The 20,579-nt window shown below is 68.1% G+C and carries 22 protein-coding genes; 12 read left to right on the top strand and 10 right to left on the bottom strand.

What is annotated here, in order from left to right; all coding sequences use genetic code 11:
* Positions 1 to 21: 21 nt before the first annotated feature.
* Positions 22 to 360: an aminopeptidase gene (locus AC5Y5O_RS03860; RefSeq protein WP_096288685.1), complete on the bottom strand. Its 339-nt coding sequence runs from the start codon at positions 358 to 360 to the stop codon at positions 22 to 24.
* A 160-nt stretch (positions 361 to 520) separates the two neighbouring features.
* Here AC5Y5O_RS03860 and AC5Y5O_RS03855 point away from each other — a divergent pair, with 160 nt between their 5' ends.
* Positions 521 to 985: an SRPBCC family protein gene (locus AC5Y5O_RS03855; RefSeq protein ID WP_500023840.1), complete on the top strand. Its 465-nt coding sequence runs from the start codon at positions 521 to 523 to the stop codon at positions 983 to 985.
* Between the two features lie 3 nt (positions 986 to 988).
* Complete coding sequence (locus tag AC5Y5O_RS03850; protein WP_500023838.1) at positions 989 to 2,581, top strand: phytoene desaturase family protein; 1,593 nt, start codon at positions 989 to 991, stop codon at positions 2,579 to 2,581.
* Positions 2,582 to 2,588: 7 nt separating this feature from the next.
* Here AC5Y5O_RS03850 and AC5Y5O_RS03845 read toward each other — a convergent pair whose 3' ends face one another.
* Both AC5Y5O_RS03845 and AC5Y5O_RS03840 read right to left on the bottom strand, forming a co-directional pair.
* Positions 2,589 to 4,148: a leucyl aminopeptidase gene (locus AC5Y5O_RS03845; protein ID WP_500023836.1), complete on the bottom strand. Its 1,560-nt coding sequence runs from the start codon at positions 4,146 to 4,148 to the stop codon at positions 2,589 to 2,591.
* 31 nt (positions 4,149 to 4,179) lie between these two features.
* Positions 4,180 to 5,283 (bottom strand): adenylate/guanylate cyclase domain-containing protein, encoded by a 1,104-nt coding sequence (locus AC5Y5O_RS03840; RefSeq protein WP_500023834.1) that lies wholly within the window; start codon positions 5,281 to 5,283, stop codon positions 4,180 to 4,182.
* 44 nt (positions 5,284 to 5,327) lie between these two features.
* Here AC5Y5O_RS03840 and gcvT point away from each other — a divergent pair, with 44 nt between their 5' ends.
* Together gcvT and AC5Y5O_RS03830 are read left to right on the top strand one after the other, a co-directional pair.
* Positions 5,328 to 6,431 carry a glycine cleavage system aminomethyltransferase GcvT gene (gcvT, locus tag AC5Y5O_RS03835; RefSeq protein WP_500023832.1) on the top strand — a complete coding sequence of 368 codons (1,104 nt, stop codon included), beginning with the start codon at positions 5,328 to 5,330 and terminating at the stop codon, positions 6,429 to 6,431.
* A 55-nt stretch (positions 6,432 to 6,486) separates the two neighbouring features.
* Entirely contained in the window at positions 6,487 to 7,593 is a 1,107-nt protein-coding gene (locus AC5Y5O_RS03830) for a branched-chain amino acid aminotransferase (RefSeq protein WP_096288674.1), read from the top strand.
* Here the strand turns inward: AC5Y5O_RS03830 and AC5Y5O_RS03825 are convergent.
* The 4 genes from AC5Y5O_RS03825 to AC5Y5O_RS03810 are packed head-to-tail and all read right to left on the bottom strand — an operon-like array spanning position 7,590 to position 10,593.
* On the bottom strand, positions 7,590 to 8,339 hold the full coding sequence (locus AC5Y5O_RS03825) for an adenosylcobinamide-GDP ribazoletransferase (protein WP_500023830.1): 750 nt from the start codon (positions 8,337 to 8,339) through the stop codon (positions 7,590 to 7,592). The two genes, AC5Y5O_RS03830 and AC5Y5O_RS03825, sit on opposite strands and share 4 nt — an antisense overlap.
* A complete protein-coding gene (gene cobT / locus AC5Y5O_RS03820) occupies positions 8,336 to 9,400 on the bottom strand; it encodes a nicotinate-nucleotide--dimethylbenzimidazole phosphoribosyltransferase (RefSeq protein ID WP_096288670.1) in 1,065 nt (354 codons plus the stop codon). Before cobT ends, AC5Y5O_RS03825 begins: the two co-directional genes overlap by 4 nt.
* A complete protein-coding gene (locus AC5Y5O_RS03815) occupies positions 9,397 to 9,933 on the bottom strand; it encodes a bifunctional adenosylcobinamide kinase/adenosylcobinamide-phosphate guanylyltransferase (RefSeq protein WP_096291219.1) in 537 nt (178 codons plus the stop codon). Before AC5Y5O_RS03815 ends, cobT begins: the two co-directional genes overlap by 4 nt.
* 27 nt (positions 9,934 to 9,960) lie before the next feature.
* On the bottom strand, positions 9,961 to 10,593 hold the full coding sequence (locus AC5Y5O_RS03810) for a DUF3043 domain-containing protein (protein ID WP_243394145.1): 633 nt from the start codon (positions 10,591 to 10,593) through the stop codon (positions 9,961 to 9,963).
* Between the two features lie 246 nt (positions 10,594 to 10,839).
* Between AC5Y5O_RS03810 and AC5Y5O_RS03805 the strand changes: the two genes are divergently transcribed.
* Positions 10,840 to 11,916 carry a glycerate kinase family protein gene (locus tag AC5Y5O_RS03805; RefSeq protein WP_165796421.1) on the top strand — a complete coding sequence of 359 codons (1,077 nt, stop codon included), beginning with the start codon at positions 10,840 to 10,842 and terminating at the stop codon, positions 11,914 to 11,916.
* A 70-nt stretch (positions 11,917 to 11,986) separates the two neighbouring features.
* Positions 11,987 to 12,343, top strand: coding sequence for a HesB/IscA family protein (locus AC5Y5O_RS03800; protein WP_096288664.1), 357 nt, complete (start codon positions 11,987 to 11,989; stop codon positions 12,341 to 12,343).
* 22 nt (positions 12,344 to 12,365) lie between these two features.
* Here AC5Y5O_RS03800 and AC5Y5O_RS03795 read toward each other — a convergent pair whose 3' ends face one another.
* Positions 12,366 to 13,034, bottom strand: a complete 669-nt coding sequence (locus AC5Y5O_RS03795) for an Rv0361 family membrane protein (protein WP_096288662.1) — start codon at positions 13,032 to 13,034, stop codon at positions 12,366 to 12,368.
* A gap of 195 nt (positions 13,035 to 13,229) precedes the next feature.
* Between AC5Y5O_RS03795 and AC5Y5O_RS03790 the strand changes: the two genes are divergently transcribed.
* The gene (locus AC5Y5O_RS03790) at positions 13,230 to 14,204 is read left to right on the top strand and encodes a carbohydrate kinase family protein (RefSeq protein WP_096291218.1); all 975 of its coding nucleotides are present in this window, start codon (positions 13,230 to 13,232) and stop codon (positions 14,202 to 14,204) included.
* A gap of 98 nt (positions 14,205 to 14,302) precedes the next feature.
* Here the strand turns inward: AC5Y5O_RS03790 and asnB are convergent, their stop codons facing one another.
* Positions 14,303 to 16,246 (bottom strand): asparagine synthase (glutamine-hydrolyzing), encoded by a 1,944-nt coding sequence (gene asnB, locus AC5Y5O_RS03785; RefSeq protein ID WP_500023827.1) that lies wholly within the window; start codon positions 16,244 to 16,246, stop codon positions 14,303 to 14,305.
* Between the two features lie 153 nt (positions 16,247 to 16,399).
* Between asnB and ctaC the strand changes: the two genes are divergently transcribed.
* From ctaC to AC5Y5O_RS03765, 4 genes are all read left to right on the top strand, one after another.
* Positions 16,400 to 17,455 carry an aa3-type cytochrome oxidase subunit II gene (gene ctaC, locus AC5Y5O_RS03780; RefSeq protein ID WP_500023825.1) on the top strand — a complete coding sequence of 352 codons (1,056 nt, stop codon included), beginning with the start codon at positions 16,400 to 16,402 and terminating at the stop codon, positions 17,453 to 17,455.
* A gap of 8 nt (positions 17,456 to 17,463) precedes the next feature.
* Positions 17,464 to 17,883 carry a cytochrome c oxidase subunit 4 gene (locus tag AC5Y5O_RS03775; RefSeq protein WP_096288656.1) on the top strand — a complete coding sequence of 140 codons (420 nt, stop codon included), beginning with the start codon at positions 17,464 to 17,466 and terminating at the stop codon, positions 17,881 to 17,883.
* Positions 17,884 to 18,065: 182 nt separating this feature from the next.
* Positions 18,066 to 19,037: an MmpS family transport accessory protein gene (locus AC5Y5O_RS03770; protein WP_500023823.1), complete on the top strand. Its 972-nt coding sequence runs from the start codon at positions 18,066 to 18,068 to the stop codon at positions 19,035 to 19,037.
* Positions 19,037 to 19,669, top strand: a complete 633-nt coding sequence (locus AC5Y5O_RS03765; RefSeq protein ID WP_500023821.1) for a DUF2561 family protein — start codon at positions 19,037 to 19,039, stop codon at positions 19,667 to 19,669. The genes AC5Y5O_RS03770 and AC5Y5O_RS03765 overlap by 1 nt, the downstream gene beginning before the upstream one ends.
* Positions 19,670 to 19,676: 7 nt before the next feature.
* Here the strand turns inward: AC5Y5O_RS03765 and AC5Y5O_RS03760 are convergent, their stop codons facing one another.
* On the bottom strand, positions 19,677 to 19,910 hold the full coding sequence (locus AC5Y5O_RS03760) for a hypothetical protein (RefSeq protein ID WP_096291217.1): 234 nt from the start codon (positions 19,908 to 19,910) through the stop codon (positions 19,677 to 19,679).
* A 216-nt stretch (positions 19,911 to 20,126) separates the two neighbouring features.
* Between AC5Y5O_RS03760 and AC5Y5O_RS03755 the strand changes: the two genes are divergently transcribed.
* Positions 20,127 to 20,567 carry a DUF5994 family protein gene (locus tag AC5Y5O_RS03755; protein ID WP_370496602.1) on the top strand — a complete coding sequence of 147 codons (441 nt, stop codon included), beginning with the start codon at positions 20,127 to 20,129 and terminating at the stop codon, positions 20,565 to 20,567.
* The last annotated feature ends 12 nt before the right edge of the window (positions 20,568 to 20,579 follow it).

The raw sequence follows: 20,579 nt of genomic DNA, 5'->3' as shown, positions 1-20,579 counted from the left end.
CTCGCCCTCAGCCCGCTTCGCTCAGGCCGCCGGCGCTCCCTCACGGCGCACCAGCAGCGCACCCGCGATCGCGACGAGCCCGACGATCGTCAAGGGGATGGTCCAGGTCCGACGGGTACCCAGCTCCGACTCGCAGCGCGCCACGTAGTCGGTGTGCGGCACCACCTGGTTGACGATCGGGATGTTGGCCACGCTCTTGTCGTTGGCGTTACGCGCCGCGGTGAGATCCGCGACAACAGCGTTCCCGCACCCCAAAGAACCGCCATTGCCGTCGGATACCGAGACCGGCACCAGCAGCCCGATCACGCCGGCCAGTAGCAGCACGGCGGCTACAGCAAGGATCAACCGACGCACCGTCATGATTCGCCTCCCGTTCGAGTACTGATCGCAGGGAGGTTATCCATCGAAAGAGGTGGCTAAACGGTGAACTGTCCGCCGGCGGCCGCGCGGACGTGGTTGCCGCGCTTGGGCCGCAGCTGCCGGGGTACCCGAGCCGAGACCCCGATACGAAGGACTTCACATGACGTCGAAGGAACAGATGGCCACCAGCCGGGAGGTGCGCGCTTCCCGCCAGCAGGTCTGGGACGCGATGGCCAACGGATGGACCTACACCCAATGGGTGGTCGGCAACAGCCGTACCCGCGCCGTCGACTCGGACTGGCCGCAGCCTGGCTCGGCGATCCGGCACTCGGTGGGCGTCTGGCCGTTGGTGATCAATGACAAAACCGTCGTCGAAAGCTGCACTCCAGGCCAGGAACTGATACTTCGTGCACACCTGGGTGTCCTTGGCGCTGCCCGGATTACGCTGCGGCTCAACGACATTGGCGATGGATGCCGAATCGACATGATCGAGGTGCCCGCGACGGGTCCGATGAAGATCATCCCCGACCGACTGGCGCTGGCCGCCGTCTACCCGCGCAACCGCGAGTGCCTGCTGCGGCTGGCGGCGCTGGCCGAACGCCTTGAGCCGAGCCAGGTCAAGTAGCCCGTGGCCGTGGATACGGCAGACGCGGTCGTCATCGGAGCCGGACATCACGGCCTGGTGGCCGCGTCGATGCTGGCCGACGCCGGCTGGGACGTGCTGGTGCTCGAGGCGCAACCCGAGCCGGGTGGCGCGGTACGCAGCGCCGAGCTGACTCCGGGCTACATTACCGATCTGTTCAGCTCGTTCTACCCGATGACGGTGGTCTCACCGGCCATGCGGTCGCTGCGGCTCGAAGACCACGGGCTGCGATGGTCGCGCGCGCCCGCAGTGGTCGGCCACCCGCGTGACGGCGCCGACGACGACCCGCCCGTCGTCTACCCCGACGCCGCCCGGACGGCAGCGGAATTCGCGCGGCGATCCCCGGCCGACGGCGACAACTGGTGGCGTCTGGTGGAGTTGTGGGACAAGATCAAGACGCCGCTGCTGGACGCGATGCTGGCGCCGTTCCCGCCGGTGCGTCCGCTGCTGGGACTGCTGCGCAGACTCGGCACGCCCGAAGCGCTCCGAGTCGCGCGGCTGCTGGTGCAGCCGGCCAACGCCATGGCGAGCCAGCTGTTCGACGGTGAGGCACCGCGAAGGTTGTTGTTGGGCAACGCGATGCACGCCGATGTTCCACCGGACGCGCCGATCAGCGGCGCGATGGGCTTTCTGATGACGATGCTGGCCCAGGATCAGGGTTGGCCGGTTCCGGTGGGCGGTTCCGGTCAATTGACGGCGGCGCTGATCGCGCGAGCGCGCTCGGCCGGTGCGCGAATCGAGTGCGATCAGAACGTGTCTCGCATCCACGTGCGGGCCGGCCGCGCGGTCGGTGTGAGCACCGCGCAGGGACGAACAGTGAACGCGCGTCGTGCGGTGGTGGCCGACGTGACCGCACCCAGATTGTTCTGCGACATGCTGCCGCCCGACGCGGTTCCCGCCGCGCTGCGTCGCGACCTCGCGCACTACAGCTGGGATCCGCCGGTGGTGAAGGTCAACTACGCGCTGGCAACCCCGATTCCGTGGCGAGCGAAGAGTCTGAGCTCGGTCGGCACCGTGCACTTGGGTGCCGACGGGGACGGCCTGATCCGCTGGATGGCAGACCTGAATACCCGCGTGGTGCCCGATCATCCCTACATGCTGTTGGGCCAGACCACTACGGCAGACCCCAGCAGATCACCGGCGGGCACCGAAAGTGCCTGGGCCTACACACATTTGCCGCGAAATGTGGCTGACGACGCTTCGGCGCAGCAACTGGCGGCATCGATGGACCGGGTCATCGAAGAGCATGCGCCCGGCTTCGGCGCGGCGGTGATCGACCGCTTTGTGCAACGCCCGTCCGACTTGGAGGCCAGCGACGCCAATTTGCACCTCGGGGCGCTCAACGGCGGGACCGCGCAGTTGCATCAGATGCTGATCTTTCGTCCCGCGCCCGGAATGGGCCGGGCCGAAACACCGGTCGAGCGGCTGTATCTGGGCAGCGCGTCGGCGACGCCGGGCGGCTCGGTGCACGGCGCCTGCGGACGCAACGCGGCCCGCGCCGCGCTGGCCGCCGACGGTCTGACGGGCTGGCCGCGCCGTCGATTCCGCAAGGCCGTGCTCGACCGGCTGAGCCGCTAGCCGTTCACTAGCCCTTTTCGCAGATGTCCTCGAGCACCGCGAACATCGTGCGGGTCGGCACGCCGGTGGAACCCTTGGGGGAGTAGCCCCAGGGGCTACCGGTGTTGAAGGCCGGCCCCGCCACATCGATGTGCGCCCAGCTCACCCCGTCGGCGACGAACTCGCGCAGGAACACCCCGGCCACCAGCATGCCGGCGAAGCGCTGCCCGCTGATGTTGGACAGGTCGGCGACCTGAGACTTCAGGTCGTCCTTGAGCTCGTCAGGTAGCGGCATCGGCCAGCCGTTCTCGCCCACCCGCTGCGAGATCGCGGCGACCCGGTCGCGGAACTCGTCGCTGCCCATCACCCCGGGGATGCGCGCGCCCAGCGCCACCGTCTGCGCACCGGTCAGCGTGGACGTCTCGATCAGATAATCCGGATCGTCCTCGCACGCCCGCACGATGGCGTCGGCCAGGATGAGCCGGCCCTCGGCGTCGGTGTTCTGCACCTCGACGGTGGTTCCGCCGTACTGGGTGAGGACGTCGCCGGGGCGCTGCGCGGTCGCCGAAGGCATGTTCTCGGCCATTGGTACGGTGGCGATCACGTCGATCGGCAGTTCGAGCTGCGCGGCCAGCGTGACGGTCGCGATCACCGCGGCGGCACCGCCCATGTCCGAGGTCATGTGATGCATCGAGGCGGCGGGCTTGATCGAAATGCCGCCGGTGTCGAACGTGACGCCCTTGCCGACCAGCGCCACCTTTCGGGCCTGCTTGGGCTTCTTGGCCAGCTTCGAGCCGCGGTGGATCAGCCGCACCAGGCGCGGGGGCCGCGACGAGCCCTGCCCAACGCCGACAATGCCGCCGTAGCCACCCTTTTGCAGCGCCTTCTCGTCGAGCACCTCCACTTCGAGGCCGACCGACTCGCCCAAAGCCTTTGCGCGTTTGGCGAATTCGGCGGGGAACAGGTGACTCGGCGGGGTGTTGACGAAATCGCGTGCGGTGGCGACCGCGGCCGCGACGGCTGCACCGTGCGCGACCTGCTTCTTGGCGTCTTTCGCCCGCCCTGTTTCAGAGGCCAGCACCGTGATCTTGCTCAGCCCTTTGTCTTTGGGCGCGGTCTTCTCGCTGCGGAACTCGGTGAACCGGTAGCTGCCCAGGATCAGTCCCTCGACCGCGGCGGCGGCCACGTCCTCGCCGGGCAGCTCGGCCAGCGTGGTGATCACCGATTCGGCCTTGCCCAGCGAGCGGGCGGCCACCCCCGCGGCGCGCCGGACGGTTTCGGCGGGCCACTCGGATTGCGGCTTCCCGAGGCCGACGGTGAGCACGCTGGCTACCGGAAGCGACGACACCACCAGCCGGTGCACCTGTTCGCTGGCGCCGGTGGCGTCCAGTGCCTGCAGGCCGGCCAGGATCTCGGCGACGGCTTCCTCGGCTAGGAAGGGTTCGGCGGCGGCTACGGTCGCGCCCGGCCGGTCTTCGTCACCGGTCGAAACGACCGGCAAGACCAATACCGACGAACCCGCACCGCGTTTGGACAGCGACGTGGCCACAGTGACAGAAGGAGCCTGGTATCCCGGTTCGGTACTCACGCGTAAACACCCTAGTCAACGGGGGTGGTGTCTAGCTCGGCAGCGTCCCCGCACGCAGGTCGAACGCGGGTACCGGGTCGTCAAATCCCTTGAGCGTCAACGGTCCACACGCGAGCGCGGGCACGCCGGGCAACTTGTCGCGCAGCTCGGAGGTGGCCAGGATCTGTTCTGGGGCCGCTGCGGCCACGAGTCGGGCGGCCAGGTTGACCGGGTTGCCGAAGTAGTCGCCGTTGATGGCGACGACGGTGCCGTACGCGAGGCCGGCGCGGACCTGCAATCCTTCGTCACGGGCTTTGGGGTGCTCCACCAGGTGAACCGCCGCCCGCAGCAACTGCTCGGGCGCCGAGCTCACCCACATCACCTCGTCGCCGATGAACTTCACGACCCGGCCGCCGTCGGCGTGCACCACATCCGAGACGGTGCCGGCGAACTCGTTGAGCAGATGCGACAGCTGGGCCGGTGTCAGCGCCTGAGTCAGCGCGGTGAAGCCGGACAGATCCGCAAAACCGACACCACACACCACGGCGGCCGATGTGTCGCGCAAAACGCCTTCGAAGTGTGTTCGAGCGCTGGTCAGATGATGGCGGTGCACGACGTCGATCAGGGCGCCGAGCCGGGGGACGAACTCGGCGACGGAGCGGTACGCCTGTGCGGTGGCGAGCTCGTCACGGGTGTGGGTCATCTGAATATCCGGTGTCCCGGCGCGAATCATCGTCGACTCGGCTTCAGCCAGCCGGGCCATCGCAGCGCCCAGCACCCGCAACAGGCCGAAGGCCCCCTCATGGCCGACGACCGCCCTGATCGCCAGCCAGGTCGCCAGGGCATCGACGTCCGCCTGGCTGAGCACCGGAATATCGGGACCGGCGACGGTCAGTCCGAGTAAAGCCCAGGCTCGTGCGACGTCTTCGGCTGATATCCCGAGTTCCTGGGCCGCGGTCTGCACCGTATAAATCGGTCGCCCCGACCACGACAAAACGTCACCGGCCAAGCCGAACAACCGGCCGCGGAGTTCGGCTTCCGCCATTTCTTCGACCGTGAAGCCGAGGTCGTCCAGATATTTGATCAAGTCGGCCCGCTCGCGCGCGTTCGCTACCCCGGCGGCTTCCAGCGCCTCGAAATCCAGGGAATCGGACACCTACAGCAGTCTGCCAGGTGCTCCCACGATTAGGGTGGATCGTCGTGAGCGATGCGACGGAGGCACTCAGGGGACCGCTGGAAGATCGTCATCGTGAGTTGGGCGCCAGTTTTGCCGAATTCGGCGGCTGGCTGATGCCGGTGTCGTACGCGGGCACCGTCAGCGAGCACAACGCGACGCGAAATGCCGTGGGCCTGTTCGACGTCAGCCATCTGGGCAAGGCGCTGGTTCGCGGTCCGGGTGCCGCCCAGTTCGTCAACTCCGCGCTGACCAACGACCTGGGCCGTATCGAGCCCGGCAAGGCGCAATACACGTTGTGCTGCACCGACTCCGGCGGCGTCATCGACGACCTGATCGCGTACTACGTCGACGACGACGAGATCTTTCTGGTGCCCAATGCCGCCAATACGGCCGCGGTGGTCGAGGCGCTGCAGGCGGCCGCACCGTCGGGTCTGACGATCACCGACGAGCATCGCTCCTACGCGGTGCTGGCGGTGCAGGGCCCGCGCTCGAGCGAGGTGCTCGCCGAGTTGGGGCTGCCGAGCGACATGGACTACATGGCCTTTGCCGACGCCTCCTTCTCGGGGGTGCCGGTGCGGGTCTGCCGCACCGGCTACACCGGCGAACACGGCTACGAACTGCTGCCGCCCTGGGACACCGCGGGTGTGGTGTTCGACGCGCTGGTGACGGCGGTGTCGAATGCGGGCGGCGAACCGGCCGGTCTGGGCGCCCGCGACACCCTGCGCACCGAGATGGGTTATCCGTTGCACGGCCACGAGTTGTCGCTGCACATCTCGCCGCTGCAGGCCCGCTGCGGCTGGGCGATCGGCTGGAAGAAGAGCGCGTTCTTCGGCCGCGATGCGCTGCTGGCCGAGAAGTCGGCGGGGCCGGCCCGGCTGCTGCGGGGTCTGAAAATGCTGGGCCGGGGTGTGTTGCGGCCCGGGCTGACGGTGCTGGCCGGGGAAAACCCGGTCGGGCTCACCACATCCGGGACGTTTTCTCCGACGTTGCAGGCCGGCATCGCGCTGGCGTTGATCGACACCGACGCCGGGGTCGAAGACGGTCAGCAGGTCACCGTCGACGTGCGCGGTCGTGCGGCGCAGTGCGAAGTGGTGCGCCCGCCGTTCGTCGAGCTGAAAACGCGCTAGCCACCGCCGCTTCATGCGGGAAAAACCTATTGGTACGCGCATATACAATCGGCGCATGACGAGCGGCCTTCTAGAGTTCACCGTTCAACACGCGTCCAATCCCGCTAGTGGCGCAGAACGTGACTCCATCCTGGCCGACCCCGGATTCGGCAAGTTCTTCACCGACCACATGGTTTCGGTCGATTACGACGAGGGCCAGGGCTGGCACAACGCGCGGGTGATCCCGTACGGCCCAATCCAGCTGGACCCGTCCGCGATCGTGCTGCACTACGCGCAGGAAGTGTTCGAGGGACTCAAGGCATACCGCTGGGCCGACGGCTCGGTCGTGTCATTTCGCCCGGACGCCAACGCCGCCCGGATGCGCGCGTCGGCGCGGCGCATCGCGATTCCCGAGCTGCCCGACGAGCTCTTCCTCGAATCCCTGCGCCAGCTCATCGCTGTCGACAACGCCTGGGTGCCCAGGGCGGGCGGCGAAGAGGCGCTGTATCTGCGGCCGTTCGTCTTCGCGACCGAGCCGGGGCTGGGTGTGCGACCGGCCAAGCACTACCGCTACCTGCTGATCGGTTCGCCCGCCGGCGCGTACTTCAAGAACGGCATCAACCCCGTCGACGTCTGGGTGTCAACGGATTACGTGCGGGCCTGCCCCGGCGGTACCGGTGCGGCGAAGTTCGGCGGCAACTACGCCGCGTCGCTGGTGGCCCAGGCCGAAGCCGCGGAACACGGTTGCGACCAAGTGGTTTGGCTCGACGCGGTCGAGCGTCGCTTCGTCGAAGAGATGGGCGGCATGAACCTGTTCTTCGTGCTGGGCAGCGGCGGCACCTCGCGGCTGGTCACCCCGGAGCTGTCCGGCTCGCTGCTGCCGGGGATCACACGGGATTCGTTGTTGCAGTTGGCACTTGACGCGGGCTACACGGTCGAAGAGCGCAAAATCGACATCGACGAGTGGCAGAAGAAGGCCGCCGCGGGGGAGATCACCGAGGTATTCGCTTGCGGCACTGCGGCGGTCATCACGCCGGTCGGCCGAGTGAAGTACGCTGACAGCGAGTTCAGCATCGGTGACGGCCAGCCGGGCGAGGTGACGATGGCGCTGCGCAACACGCTGACCCGCATTCAGCGGGGGACCTTCGCCGACACGCACGGCTGGATGACACGGTTGGGCTAGAACCGGACCAGTGCCGCGAGCGTCACAGCGCTGACCGTGGTGGTGAGTTCGATTGCGGCGCCCAGCACATCGCCGGTCATGCCGCCGAAGCGGCGCACGCAGTGCGCGACCAGCACCGCGGCGCAGCACAACGCCAGCACCACCGCGGCCGGGCCCTGCCATGGTTGCGGACCGGCCAGCAGCGAAGCCGCCAGCAGCGCCACGATCCAGCCGGCGACGACCGGCAGTGGCTGAGTGCCGGCGACGTCGACGCCCAACTCGCTACCGTCGGCTGCCGTCGCCGGGCGCCGGCAGGCCAGCACGGCGCTGACCCGGCCGGCGGCAACCGCCACGACGATCGCGGCAAGCCCGTGCCGCCAGGTTGCGCCGAGGGCCGAAAACGCCAAGCCCTGCAACAGGATCACCAGCACGACGGCCGCGACACCGAAGGGTCCGGTCGATCCGTCGCGCATCACCGCCAGGGCGCGTGTCGGCGGCCCGTAGCAGCCCAGCCCGTCGGCGGTATCGGCGACGCCGTCGATGTGCAGTCCGCGGGTCGCGAGCAGAAGTGCCGCCACCGCAAGCAATCCCGGCAGCGGGCTGGACGCACCGAAGGCCAGCGCGCCGCCCCAGGCGATGCCCGCGGCCAGTGCGCCCAGGGTCGCACCGACCACCGGCAGCGCGGTCATGGCGCCGCGGCCCATCGCGCCGCCCCGCACGGGCAGTACCGTTGCGAACGCGAAAGCCGTTGCCAGCGAACGAATCACGGAGATGGCGGAGCATCGTCGGGCCGGCTCGAAACACCGGCTTCGGAGAACGTCGCCATTGACGACAACGTGGCCACCGCGGCGCGCAGCACCGGCAAGGCCAGCGTCGCGCCGCTGCCCTCGCCCAGCCGCATGCGCAGGTCCAGGATCGGGTCCAGGTCCAACGCGGTCAGCGCCAGCGCATGACCCGGCTCGGTGGATCGATGGCCGGCCTGCCACCACTGCCGCGCGCCCGGTGCCAGGCGTTCGGCGACCAGCGCGGCGGCCGTCACCGCCATGCCGTCCAGCAGCAGCGGGGTGCGCCGCACGGCGGCTTGTGCGCAGAAGCCGGCCATCGCGGCCAGATCCGCGCCGCCGCAGCAGCGCAGCAAGGCAACCGGGTCGGGCAGCACCGGCCGGGTCCGGTACAGCGCGTCGCGCACCGCGGCCGTCTTGCGGGCCCAGCCGGCATCGTCGATGCCGGAACCGAAGCCGACCACCGCAACCGGCTCGGCGTTCGTCAGCGCCGCCACCAGAACGGCTGCCGCCGTGGTGTTTCCGATGCCCATGTCGCCCGCGATCAGCAGGTCGGCGCCGGCGTCGACCTCTTCGTCGGCGATGCGCTGGCCCGCCGCGATCGCGGCGGCGGTTTCCTCCTGGCTCAGCGCGTCCTGCACGGCGATGTCGCCGCTGGAGCGACAGACCTTATGCGCGCCGATCTGCTCCGAGAGCGGCTCGGCGTCCACCGCCACATCGGCCACCCGCACCGTCGCGTCCGCGATCGCGGCCAGCGTGTTGATCGCCGCGCCACCGGCGTCGATGTTGGCGACCATCTGTGCGGTCACCTCCGGCGGGTATGCCGAGACCCCGGATTGAGCGACCCCGTGATCGCCGGCGAACACCACCACCCGGGCGCGCGCGAATTGCGTTGGCGGGCAATGCCCTTGGCACGACGCGATCCACACGGACAGGTCCTCGAGACGGCCCAGCGCACCGCGCGGCTTGGTCAGGGTGTCGTGGCGGGCTCGGGCTGCCGCGGCCGCGGCCGCGTCGGGGGAAGAGATCGGCGCGAATTCCATCATGTCCCTGACGGTTTGATCGACAACGGTTGGCCGGCCACCACCAACACCACTTGATCGCACAGTGCCGCGGCGCGCTGGTTGAGTGAGCCCAGCTCGTCGGCGAACCGGCGGCCGGAGGCGGTGGCGGGCACCACGGTCAACCCGACCTCGGGACTGACCAGCACCAGCGTGGATTCGAACGCACCGACGGCGTCCAGCATCTCGTCGACCGCTGCGCCCACCGAGCCGTGCTCCCAGGCTTGGTGGTGATCCAGGGTCCCGGTGAGCCAGGTGCCGAGGTCGTCGACCAGGGTCGGGGTGGCCGGGGACTGCCGCAATTCGGTGGTGATGTCCTGGGTTTCGACCGTCGACCAGTGCGCGGGCCGACGACCGCGGTGTTTCGCGATCCGATCAACCCAGTCCGGATCGGTGGCGTCGCTTTGTCCGGCGGCCAGGTAGCGGACCGGTTGCCCGGCCGGCACCGACGCGGCGATGGTTTGCTCGGCCCACTCGGATTTGCCCGACCTGATCCCGCCGAGCACCAGGGTGCGCACTGCGGTCAGCAGGCTTTCCGGCAACGGCTAGTCGACACGGCTGCCGCGCTTGACCTGAGGCCGCGGCGCCCGCATGCGGCGCATCTGGGAAGCCCGGCCGGCGGCGTAAATGCCGAGTTTCCAACGGCTTTCGGTGTTGCTCGGGAACTTCTCGTCGACCAGCCTGCTGACCTTGCGGCCCAGGATCAGGCCGTCGATGGCCATGATCGCGGTGATCACCAGCATCGCGGGGGAGATGTAGAGCTGCAGCTGTGGAGCGCCGAACATGACGAACAGCAGACCCAGCGTCGCCGGCATGAACAGGCCGAGCAGGTTGCGCCGGGCATCCACCACGTCGCGCACATAGCGGCGGATCGGACCCTGGTCGCGTGGCAGCAGGTAGGCCTCGTCGCCGGCCATCATGCGTTCCCGCCGGTCGGTCATCCGGGCCCGGCCGGCGGTGCGCTCGGCCTTGCGCTCCTCGCGGCTGAGTTTCGGGCCCGCCAGCGATTTACGGCGAGCGCGCGCTTCGGCGGCGGTCTTGGGCGCCGGGGCGACGGGGCCCTTCTTCGCGCTGCGCCGGGCAGCTTCGCGCTTGGGTGTCGGCCGGCCCTTGGGCCCGGTTGTGCGTGATCCGCGCGATGCCGCCTCCAGGGCGGCATCGGAGGCAACCGGTGTCACGAGATCGTCTTCGCCGGCCTCTTCATGGGTTTTCTTACGGCCCAACAACTTCACAACCGCCAGGTTACTTCGCGACCCGCCCGGTTCGGTGAATGGGCTCGTCAGGCATCGCGATAGCTCTGCGGCGGCACGTTAGTTGGACCTACCCTTAACAGTGATGAACGGCTACGGGTAATGGACAACGGCTCGATGGCCTCGGACGATGTTGCCACTGGTCTTTCTCCGGGTCGTTTGCAATTGCCGGCTATGCGGGTGTTGGTGGCCCCGGATTGCTACGGCGACAGTCTCTCGGCGCTAGAAGCTGCCGCCGCTATCGCGACCGGCTGGACGCGGTCCCGCCCGGGTGACCAGTTCATCGTCGCCCCGCAGTCCGACGGCGGTCCCGGTTTCATCGAGGTGCTGGCCAACCGGCTCGGGCAGAAGCGGCGCGTCGAGGTCGCCGGGCCGCTGGACACGACGGTCGAAGCCGAGTGGGTCTGGGATGCGGAGACGGCGACCGCCTACCTGGAAATTGCGCAGGCCTGCGGTCTGGCGCAGCTTGGCCGCCCGGCCGACCCCGAGACGGCGCTGGCGGCACACAGCAGGGGAGTCGGGCAGCTGATCGCCGAGGCGCTGCGCGCCGGGGCGAGGCGCATCGTGGTGGGGCTGGGCGGCAGCGCGTGCAGCGACGGTGGGCAGGGCATGATCGCCGAGTTGGGCGGTCTGGAGGTCGCCCGGCACCAACTGGCCGGTGTTGAGCTGATCGCCGCCTCGGACACCGAATATCCGCTGGTGGGGCCGTGGGGCGCGGCTCGGGTGTTCGGGCCGCAGAAGGGCGCCGACACGGCGACCGTCGCGGCGCTGGAAGTCCGCCTCGAGGCGTGGGCGCTGCAGCTGGAGGCGGTGGCCGGACGCGACGTGAGCTCGGAGCCGGGGGCCGCCGCCGCCGGGGGTATCGGAGCGGGTTTGCTCGCGCTTGGGGGCCGCTGCGAGTCCGGTGCGGCGATCATCGCCGAGCACACCCATCTGGCCGACGATCTCGACATCGCCGAGTTGATCGTCACGGGCGAAGGCAAGTTCGACGAGCAGTCGCTGCACGGAAAGGTGGTCGGTTCGCTCGCCGCGGCGGCCGGCCCGCTGGGAATTCCGGTGATCGTGCTGGCCGGTCAGGTCGGCCTGGAGAAAACCGCGGTCCGGACGGCGGGCATCATGTCCGCGCTGTCGATGGCCGAGTACGCCGGTTCGGTGGGATTGGCGCTGGCCGACGCGGCAAACCAGCTGATGGGATTAGCGTCACAGGTGGCGGCGCGACTCGGGAATAGCGGTCCTGCGAGGTACCGTTGAGGCATTGGGTTCTCACCGAGTGGTTCGGGTGCCCGGGCACCTACCCAACAACAGGCATGTAGGAGAAGTAATGACGGTGCAAAACGAGTCGACCGCCAAGACCCATGGCGTAATCCTGACCGAGGCCGCCGCCACCAAGGCGAAGTCCCTGCTGGACCAGGAGGGACGTGACGACCTGGCGCTGCGTATCGCAGTTCAGCCGGGTGGCTGCGCTGGCCTGCGATACAACCTGTTCTTCGACGACCGCTCGCTGGACGGCGACCTGACCGCCGACTTCGGTGGCGTGAAGCTGACGGTGGACCGGATGAGCGCTCCGTATGTGGAAGGCGCCTCGATCGACTTCGTGGACACCATCGAGAAGCAGGGCTTCACGATCGACAACCCGAACGCCACGGGTTCGTGCGCATGCGGGGATTCCTTCAACTGAGCGCGGTGTCCAGCACGCCGGGCTAGTACGAGCCCCCGGTACGCAGCACGTACGAGCACACCAGGATGTCGCCGCGCTGGAACAGCAGCTGCGCGACTCCCTGAACCTGGCCGCGCAGCGGGCCGCCGGTGGCAGGCGATACCTGCATCGTGAACAGCGCCTGCGCCTGGTACTGCGACAGGTACACGATCTTGTCGATCGAGGTCAGCTGGACCTGCGAAAACTGCTTGCGGAACGCGTCGCTGCTCAGCTTGGCCAGGGCCTGGTCGGACCGGCGGTCGCGGACGCCGTCGTAGAGGCCGCAGAGCGCGTTGCGGGCGACCTCGTCGGTGTTGCGGTTCTCCAGCGCGTCCAGGTAGCCCTGGATCGCCGTCTTGGCCGAGGCTTCGGAGAAGGCGGCACCGGTGTTGGCCCCGTTGGTCCGGACGCCGTACACGATCGCCGCCGTCATGGCCGCCACCAGTGCGACGGCCGCCAGCACCCCGATGACCAACCGTCGCGTGGAGCGCCGCTTCGGGTAGCCCGGCGGCGGTGTCGGGCCAGGGTAGGCGCCCCGCCCAGGCTCGTTGCCCGGCCCTGGCGCGTAAGCGGTTTCGCCGACCGGAGGGTCGTGCGGGAAGTCGACGGGCTCGGTGTAGGGCACCGGTCCGTCGCCGCCGACACCGTGGTTCGGTGAATGCGGACCGCCCATTGTGGATCTCCTACGTTGGTAGACACCGACCACGAGCGGGTACCGCCCGAATAGTCGGTCCCGGCGACTTCAGGTGAGTTCCCTAGGGAGGCTAGCGCACCCCCGTGCGCCGACCGCCGACGCTGGCGCTGTCTGGTTGGCCGTCGAAACGCGTAGGTAGGCTAGACGCGCTTACCAATGAAGGGTGGATATTTCGTGACGATCGCGGTAACCGGTTCGATTGCGACCGACAACCTGATGCGTTTTCCCGGCCGGTTCTCCGAGCATCTGCTGGCCGAGCATCTGCAGAAGGTTTCGCTCAGCTTCCTGGTCGACGACCTGGTGATTCACCGCGGTGGTGTGGCGGGCAACATCGCCTTCGCCATCGGCGTGCTCGGCGGTGATGTCGCGCTGGTCGGCGCGGCCGGTGAGGACTTCGGCGAATACCGCGAGTGGCTGGAACGCCACGGGGTCAACTGCGAGAACGTGCTGATCTCCAAGACCGCGCACACCGCCCGGTTCACCTGCACCACCGACGAGGACATGGCCCAGATCGCGTCGTTCTACCCGGGCGCGATGTCGGAGGCCCGCAACATCAAGCTCTCCGACGTCGTGTCAGCGGTCGGCAAGCCGGATCTGGTCATCATCGGGGCCAACGACCCCGACGCGATGGTGGTGCACACCGAGGAATGCCGCAAGCTCGGCCTGGACTTCGCCGCCGACCCCTCCCAGCAGTTGCCTCGCCTGTCCGGCGAGGAGATCAACAAGCTGATCGACGGGGCGGCCTACCTGTTCACCAACGACTACGAGTGGGAGCTGCTGCTCAACAAGACCGGCTGGTCGGAGAGCGATGTGCTGGAAAAGGTCGGCCTGCGGGTGACCACGCTGGGTGCCAAGGGCGTGGACATCGTCGACCGCGACGGCACCATCACCCACGTCGGCGTGGTGCCGGAGAAGAGTCAGACCGACCCCACCGGCGTCGGCGACGCGTTCCGGGCCGGCTTCCTCACCGGGCGCAGCGCCGGGCTGAGTATCGAGCGTTCGGCTCAGCTGGGCTCGCTGGTCGCCGTGCTGGTGCTGGAAACGACCGGCACGCAGGAGTGGAAGTGGGACCACGCGGAAGCCAAGACGCGGCTGGCGGACGCCTACGGCGACGAGGCGGCCGCCGAGATCGCCGCGGTGCTTGCTTAGTGCTAGGCAGCCGTCGAGTGTGAACCCGCGGCGCCGAGTGTGCGCTCAGGGCGCCGTGGCCTCACACTCAAGGCCCAGGTTTCACACTCGACGACCCGCTAAAGCTGAACCGGGTACACCGGCTCGCTGATCTGGGGCACCACGGTGCCCTCGACGAAGATCGCATGCCAGAGCATGAAGATCAGCACCGTCCACAGCCGGCGGCTGTGATCACCGACGCCGCTGCGGTGTTCGTCGAGCATCCGGCGGACGGCGGCGGTATCGACCAGATGCCCGGCCTGCGACGCGTCCACCGTCGCGTAGGCCCACTCCAGCAGTTCGCCGGCACGCAGCCAATGCCGGATGGGCACCGGAAACCCGAGCTTGGGCCGGTGCAGCACGTGCGCGGGGACGATGGGCTCCAGCGCGCGCCGCAGCGCGTATTTGGTGGTCGTGCGGGTGATCTTCGCCTCGACGGGTAGCCGCGACGCGACGGCGAACACCTCCGGGTCCAGGAACGGCACCCGCAGCTCCAGCGAGTTGGCCATCGTCATCTTGTCGGCCTTGACCAGAATGTCGCCGCGCAGCCAGGTGAACAGGTCGACATGCTGCATCCGAGCCACCGGGTCCCAGCCCGCCGATTCGGCGTACACCGAGGCCGTCACGTCGGTATGCGTCCAATCGTCGCGGAACCCGGTCAACACGTCGCGCAGTTGGGCATCCGAGAAGCTGCGGGCGTTGCCGTAGTAGCGCTCCTCGAGCGTCAGCGAGCCGCGATGCAGCAGGCTCTTGCCGCGCATCCCGTCGGGCAGCGGCTTGCTCATCTTGCCCATCGACCGCCGCAGCGGCCGGGGCAGATAGTCAAAAGGCTTCAGCGACAACGGTTCTCGATATATCGTGTAGCCGCCGAACAGCTCGTCGGCGCCCTCACCGGAGAGCACCACCTTCACGTGCTTGCGGGCCTCACGCGCGACGAAGAACAGCGGCACCAGCGCCGGGTCGGCGACCGGTTCGTCGAGATACCAGACGATCTCGGGCAGGGCGGCGACGAACTCGCCGGCGCTGACCACCTTGGCGATGTGGCGGGCACCGATCGCCTCGGCCGAGGCCACCGCGACGTCGATCTCGGAGAAGCCCTCGCGCTCGAATCCGGTGGTGAACGTGATCAGCCGCGGGTTGTGCCGGATGGCCAGTGCCGCGATCGCGGTGGAATCGATGCCGCCGGACAGGAACGCCCCGACGGTCACGTCGGCGCGCATGTGCTTGGCCACCGAGTCCTCGAGCACCGCGGTGATCTCGTCGTAGCGGGCCTGCTCGGTGTCGCGGGTCAACGGCACCGCGGCGAACCGCGGCGCGAAGTAACGGCTGACCTGCGGCGGGGATCCGGGCCGGATGCGCGCGTAGCAACCCGATTCCAGCCGGCGCACCCCGCGGTGCAGCGTCTCGGGCTCCGGCACGTACTGCAGCACGGTGTAGTGCTGCACTGCGCGCTCGTCGATCGCGGTGTCGAACCCGACCAAGTCGACGAGATCCAGCAGGCACTTTTTCTCGCTGGCCACCGCCGTGCCGCCGGTGCCGGTCGCCATGAACAGCGGCTTGATGCCGAAAGGATCGCGGGCACAGAACAATTCGCGGGTGACTGTGTCCCACAGCGCGAAGGCGAACATGCCGCGCAGCCGGGTCAGCACGCCGGTGCCCCAATGGTGGTAGCCGGCGACGATGGCCTCGCCGTCACCGTCGGTGGCGAAGGCGGCGCCGTACTGGGCGGCCAGTTCCTCGCGCAGTTCGAGGTAGTTGTAAATCTCGCCGTTGAACACCAGCACGTAGCGGTCGGGCGCCTCGGGCGGTCCCCAGCGCAGCGGCTGATGCGAATGCGCGATGTCGATGATGGACAGCCGGTTGAAGCCGAAGACAACCGTTCCGTCGGCGCCAGGGTCGGCCCAGGTGCCCGGCTCGTCGGGTCCGCGGTGGCGCATCAAATGCGACGCGCGCGCGACTGCATCGTCGGCCCGGGCCGCATCAGCACTGTCCGGGTCCGCGACGAACGCCAGCAGTCCACACACGGCCACCAATATGCCGTACTTCGGTGACGCTTGTGGGCGCCGCACCGGGCCGGTCGCGACGACGCGGCGCCCGACCGGCCGGGGTTTAGTCGCCGGGCGCAGCGGCGTGGTCTACGCTGCGTAGTATTCGACGTTCGAGCAGGAGGCGCCAACGTGACACCCGGCGGGCAGTTCCGTTCGCAGCGTTTGTCGCATCGCATATTTCGACCGCTGGCGCTGGCCGGAACGCTGGGAGTGCTGGCGGTCACCCTGAGTGGTTGCAGCTGGCAGACGGTGTTTGCGCTGGGCTGGCCCGAAGGCATCACCCCGCAGGCCCACCTCAACCGAGAGCTGTGGATCGGCGCGGTAATCGCTTCGCTGGTCGTCGGGGTCATCGTGTGGGGCCTGATCTTCTGGTCGTCGGCGTTCCACCGGAAGAAGGCCACCGACACCGACCTGCCGCGGCAGTTCGGCTACAACATGCCGCTGGAACTGGTGCTCACGGTGACGCCGTTCCTGATCATCTCGGTGCTGTTCTACTTCACCGTCGTGGTGCAGGAGAAGATGCTGCACCTGGACAAAAACCCCGAGGTTGTGATCGACGTCACGGCCTTCCAGTGGAACTGGAAGTTCGGTTATCAGAGCGTCAACTTCCAGGACGGCACACTGACCTACGACGGCGCCGACGAGGCCCGGAAGAAGGCGATGGTCTCCAAGCCCGAGGGCAAGGATGAGCACGGCGAAGAGCGCGTCGGCCCGGTGCGCGGGATCAACACCGAAGACCGGTCCTACCTGAACTTCGACAAGATCGAGACGCTGGGAACGCCCACCGAGATTCCGGTATTGGTGCTACCGGCCGGCAAGCGGATCGAATTCGTATTGAATTCAGCCGACGTCGTCCACGCTTTCTGGGTGCCGGAATTCCTGTTCAAGCGCGACGTGATGGCCTACCCGAAGCAGAACAACTCGGTCAACGTGTTCCAGGTCGAAGAGATCCAAAAGACCGGGGCATTCGTCGGCCACTGCGCCGAGATGTGCGGCACCTATCACTCGATGATGAACTTCGAGGTCCGCGTCGTTGAGCCCAATGACTTCAAGGCTTATTTGCAGCAACGCAGCGAAGGAAAGACGAACGCTCAAGCGTTGCAGGCGATCGCCCAGTCTCCGGTCGCGGTGACCACTCATCCGTTCGACACTCGCCGCGGCGAACAGACGCAACCAGTCGGTTAGGACACGCAATGCATATCGAAGCAAGGCTGTTCGAATTCATCGCCGCGTTCTTCGTCTTTTGCGCGGTGCTCTACGGGGTACTGACGGCGCTGTACGCCACCGGCGGCGAGGAGTGGGCGGGTACCACCGCGCTGGCGCTGACCGGCGGTCTGGCGTTGATCACGGCCACCTTCTTCCGGTTCGTGGCTCGCCGCCTCGACACCCGACCCGAGGACTACGAGGGTGCTGAAATCAGCGACGGTGCAGGCGAATTGGGATTCTTCGCCCCGCACAGCTGGTGGCCGCTGATGCTCGCATTGTCGGGCTCGGTGGCCGCGGTTGGTATCGCGCTGTGGCTGCCCTGGCTGATCGTCGCCGGTGTGGTGTTCATCCTTGCTTCGGCCGCCGGATTGGTCTTTGAGTACTACGTGGGCCCCGAGAAGCACTGATTTGCGTCTCAAAGGTAACAATCTGGGCATCAGTTGAGCTGTCGCCCGTTTGCCAAGACTTCTATGCGCTGCCCGGTTCGGTAGGGTTTGCGCAGGCACATGAGAATCTCCCGAGCGCGTGCGACACGAGGTACCCCTGAAGCCGCGTGCGCAGGTGACGCAGTTGGACAGGGCAGGCAGACATGAGCGGGCCGAAACCCCCGGGATGGGAACCCGACGAATCCGATTCGGCCAGTGAGCTCACCCACGAACCGAATTCCGGCGGCGAGCCCGACGACGAATCAGACGAGCACGACGACGAATTGCACGGCCGTCACGAACTCGAGCCATTCGGCGACAGCGGCGCGATACCGGCCGCAGAGCAGACCGGCGAGACGGACGCATATTCGCGTGCCTACTCCGCGCCGGAGTCCGAGCATTTCATCAGCGGCCCGTATCTGCCGGCCGATCTGAGGCTCTACGACTACGAGAATTACGACGACGCGGCCGACGACGACGAAGACCACGACGGCGCCCCTCGCTGGCCGTGGGTGGTCGGCGTGGCCGCCATCGTGGCCGCGATCGCGCTGGTGGTGTCGGTGTCGCTGCTGTTCGCGCGCACCGACACCAGCCAACTGGCCAATCCGGGCACCACCACGTCGTCGACGCCTCCCGTGCAGGACGAAATCACCACGACCAAGCCGCCACCGCCGCCGACCACCACCGAACCGCCGCCGCCACCGCCCCCGACAGCTACGGAGACCCAGACAGTGACGGTGACGCCGCCGCCCCCACCGCCTCCGCCGCCACCACCACCCGCGCCGTCCACCGCAGCTCCGCCGGCCACGACTTCGGCTACCGCGGCCCCGCCTCCAGCGCCTCCGGCGCCGACGACACCGGCCGGTCCGCGGCAAGTCACCTATTCGGTGACCGGGACCAAGGCGCCGGGCGACATCATCTCGGTGACCTACGTCGACGCCTCGGGCCGCTCACGCACCCAGCACAACGTCTACATCCCGTGGTCGATGACGGTCACACCGATCTCGCAATCCGACGTCGGCTCCGTGCAGGCGTCCAGCCTCTTCCGGGTCAGCCGGCTCAATTGCTCGATCACCACCAGTGACGGAACGGTGCTGTCGTCGAACAATGCCGACCAACCCCAGACGAGCTGCTGATGGTCAGCAGATACTCCGCGTATCGTCGCGGGTCCGACACCGTTCCGCCGGATGTCATCGATCGCCTTCTGCTGGGCACGTGCGCCGTGATCTGGCTGCTGTTGCTGGGGGTCAGCGTGGCCGCTGCCGTCGCGCTGGCCGATCTCGGCGGCGGCCTGCACAGCGCGGCGCGGAATTCGCACAGTACGCCGTGGGTGTTGTACACCGTCATCGTCGTGTCGGCGTTGATCATCGCCGGCGCCATCCCGGTGCTGCTGCGGGCCCGCCGGATGACCAAGGCCGAACCGCCGATCGTTCGGTCGACGGCCCTGCAGGGAAGGCCGCCGACCCGGACGTCCAACGCGCGCACCGTGGTCGAACGGGTGCGCCCGCAGCGCGCCCCGGCCGCCGACGCGAACGGGGAGTGGTCCGGCGAGGCCGTGGACCGAATCTGGTTGCGCGGCACCGTCGTGTTGACCACGACGATGGGCATCGCACTGATTGCCGTCGCCGCGGCGACCTACTCGATGGCCGTGGGGCACGACGGCCCGTCCTGGGTGGGCTACGGGCTGGCCGCCGCCGTCACCGCGGCGATGCCGGCGGTCGAATGGCTCTACGTGCGCCAGTTACGCCGGGAAGTCGCCGCAACCTAGTCGGCTGTCACGAAGCTTTGGCGTACCTGCGGACCAACTCGTCCTCGCGGAACGTGCTGGTGTGCTGCAGGCCTCCGTCGTCCCGGCAGAAAAACGTCCACTGTCGCGGACCTGTGTGCGGTGAGCCGATCATCTTGACCGTGTAGCGCAGACCGGTGGGGCGACTCGTCCCGATGACGTCACCCACCCGAATCTGCGACGGGTGAATCTCGGGTGCGTCGTTCCAGTCTTGAACTGCCATCAACCAGCCATCCCCGGTTTTGGGCCGCGTCACGCCGTCACATTCCGGAATTACCTAGCTGTGGCGTAGCGTCAAGCGTGAGTTGGCCTCGTTGTCAGCGGTAGTACAACCGCATCGGCGCCCCGCTCCGCCGCCCCCGACTTTGGGGGCGATGTCGACGGTGAAGGGATCGCCCGTGAAGTCTATGACACTCAGCAGCGCAAGCCGACATCTTCGATGAGCCGACCCGTCGGCGGTCGCGGCGCAGCCAAACCCATCCGGTTGTCGCTGGCGCGTGAGCTCGGCCGCGTCATCGACGGCGCGTGGTGGCCGCGCGCCGACCGCATGAGCATTGAATTGCCCGGCCTGGTTGCCCTGCTGACTCCGATGCTGGGGGACATCACGACGATCAACGTCAATTGGCAACCGCTGCAACGACCACCCGACTTCAATTGGCCGGGATGGGACCAGAAGCACCACCACGTCATGACCATCGAGGCCGGCGACCGCCGCGCCAACCTGCTGATCGTCCCGTACGCGACCTACAGCGCACTCGCGCTGATGGTATTGCGCTGCGCCGCCGACCTGCCGGTCTGTGCCGCTGACCGGGAGAAGCCCATCTTCGTGACCGCAGGGTCGATCCTGCGCGCGGCCCAACAGCAACGCACCACCGGCTGAGCTAGCCGCAGC

Source organism: Mycobacterium sp. NGS40 (assembly GCF_059812735.1).
Note: the sequence above shows the minus strand (reverse complement) of the source record. Positions and strands in the feature narration are given on the sequence as shown.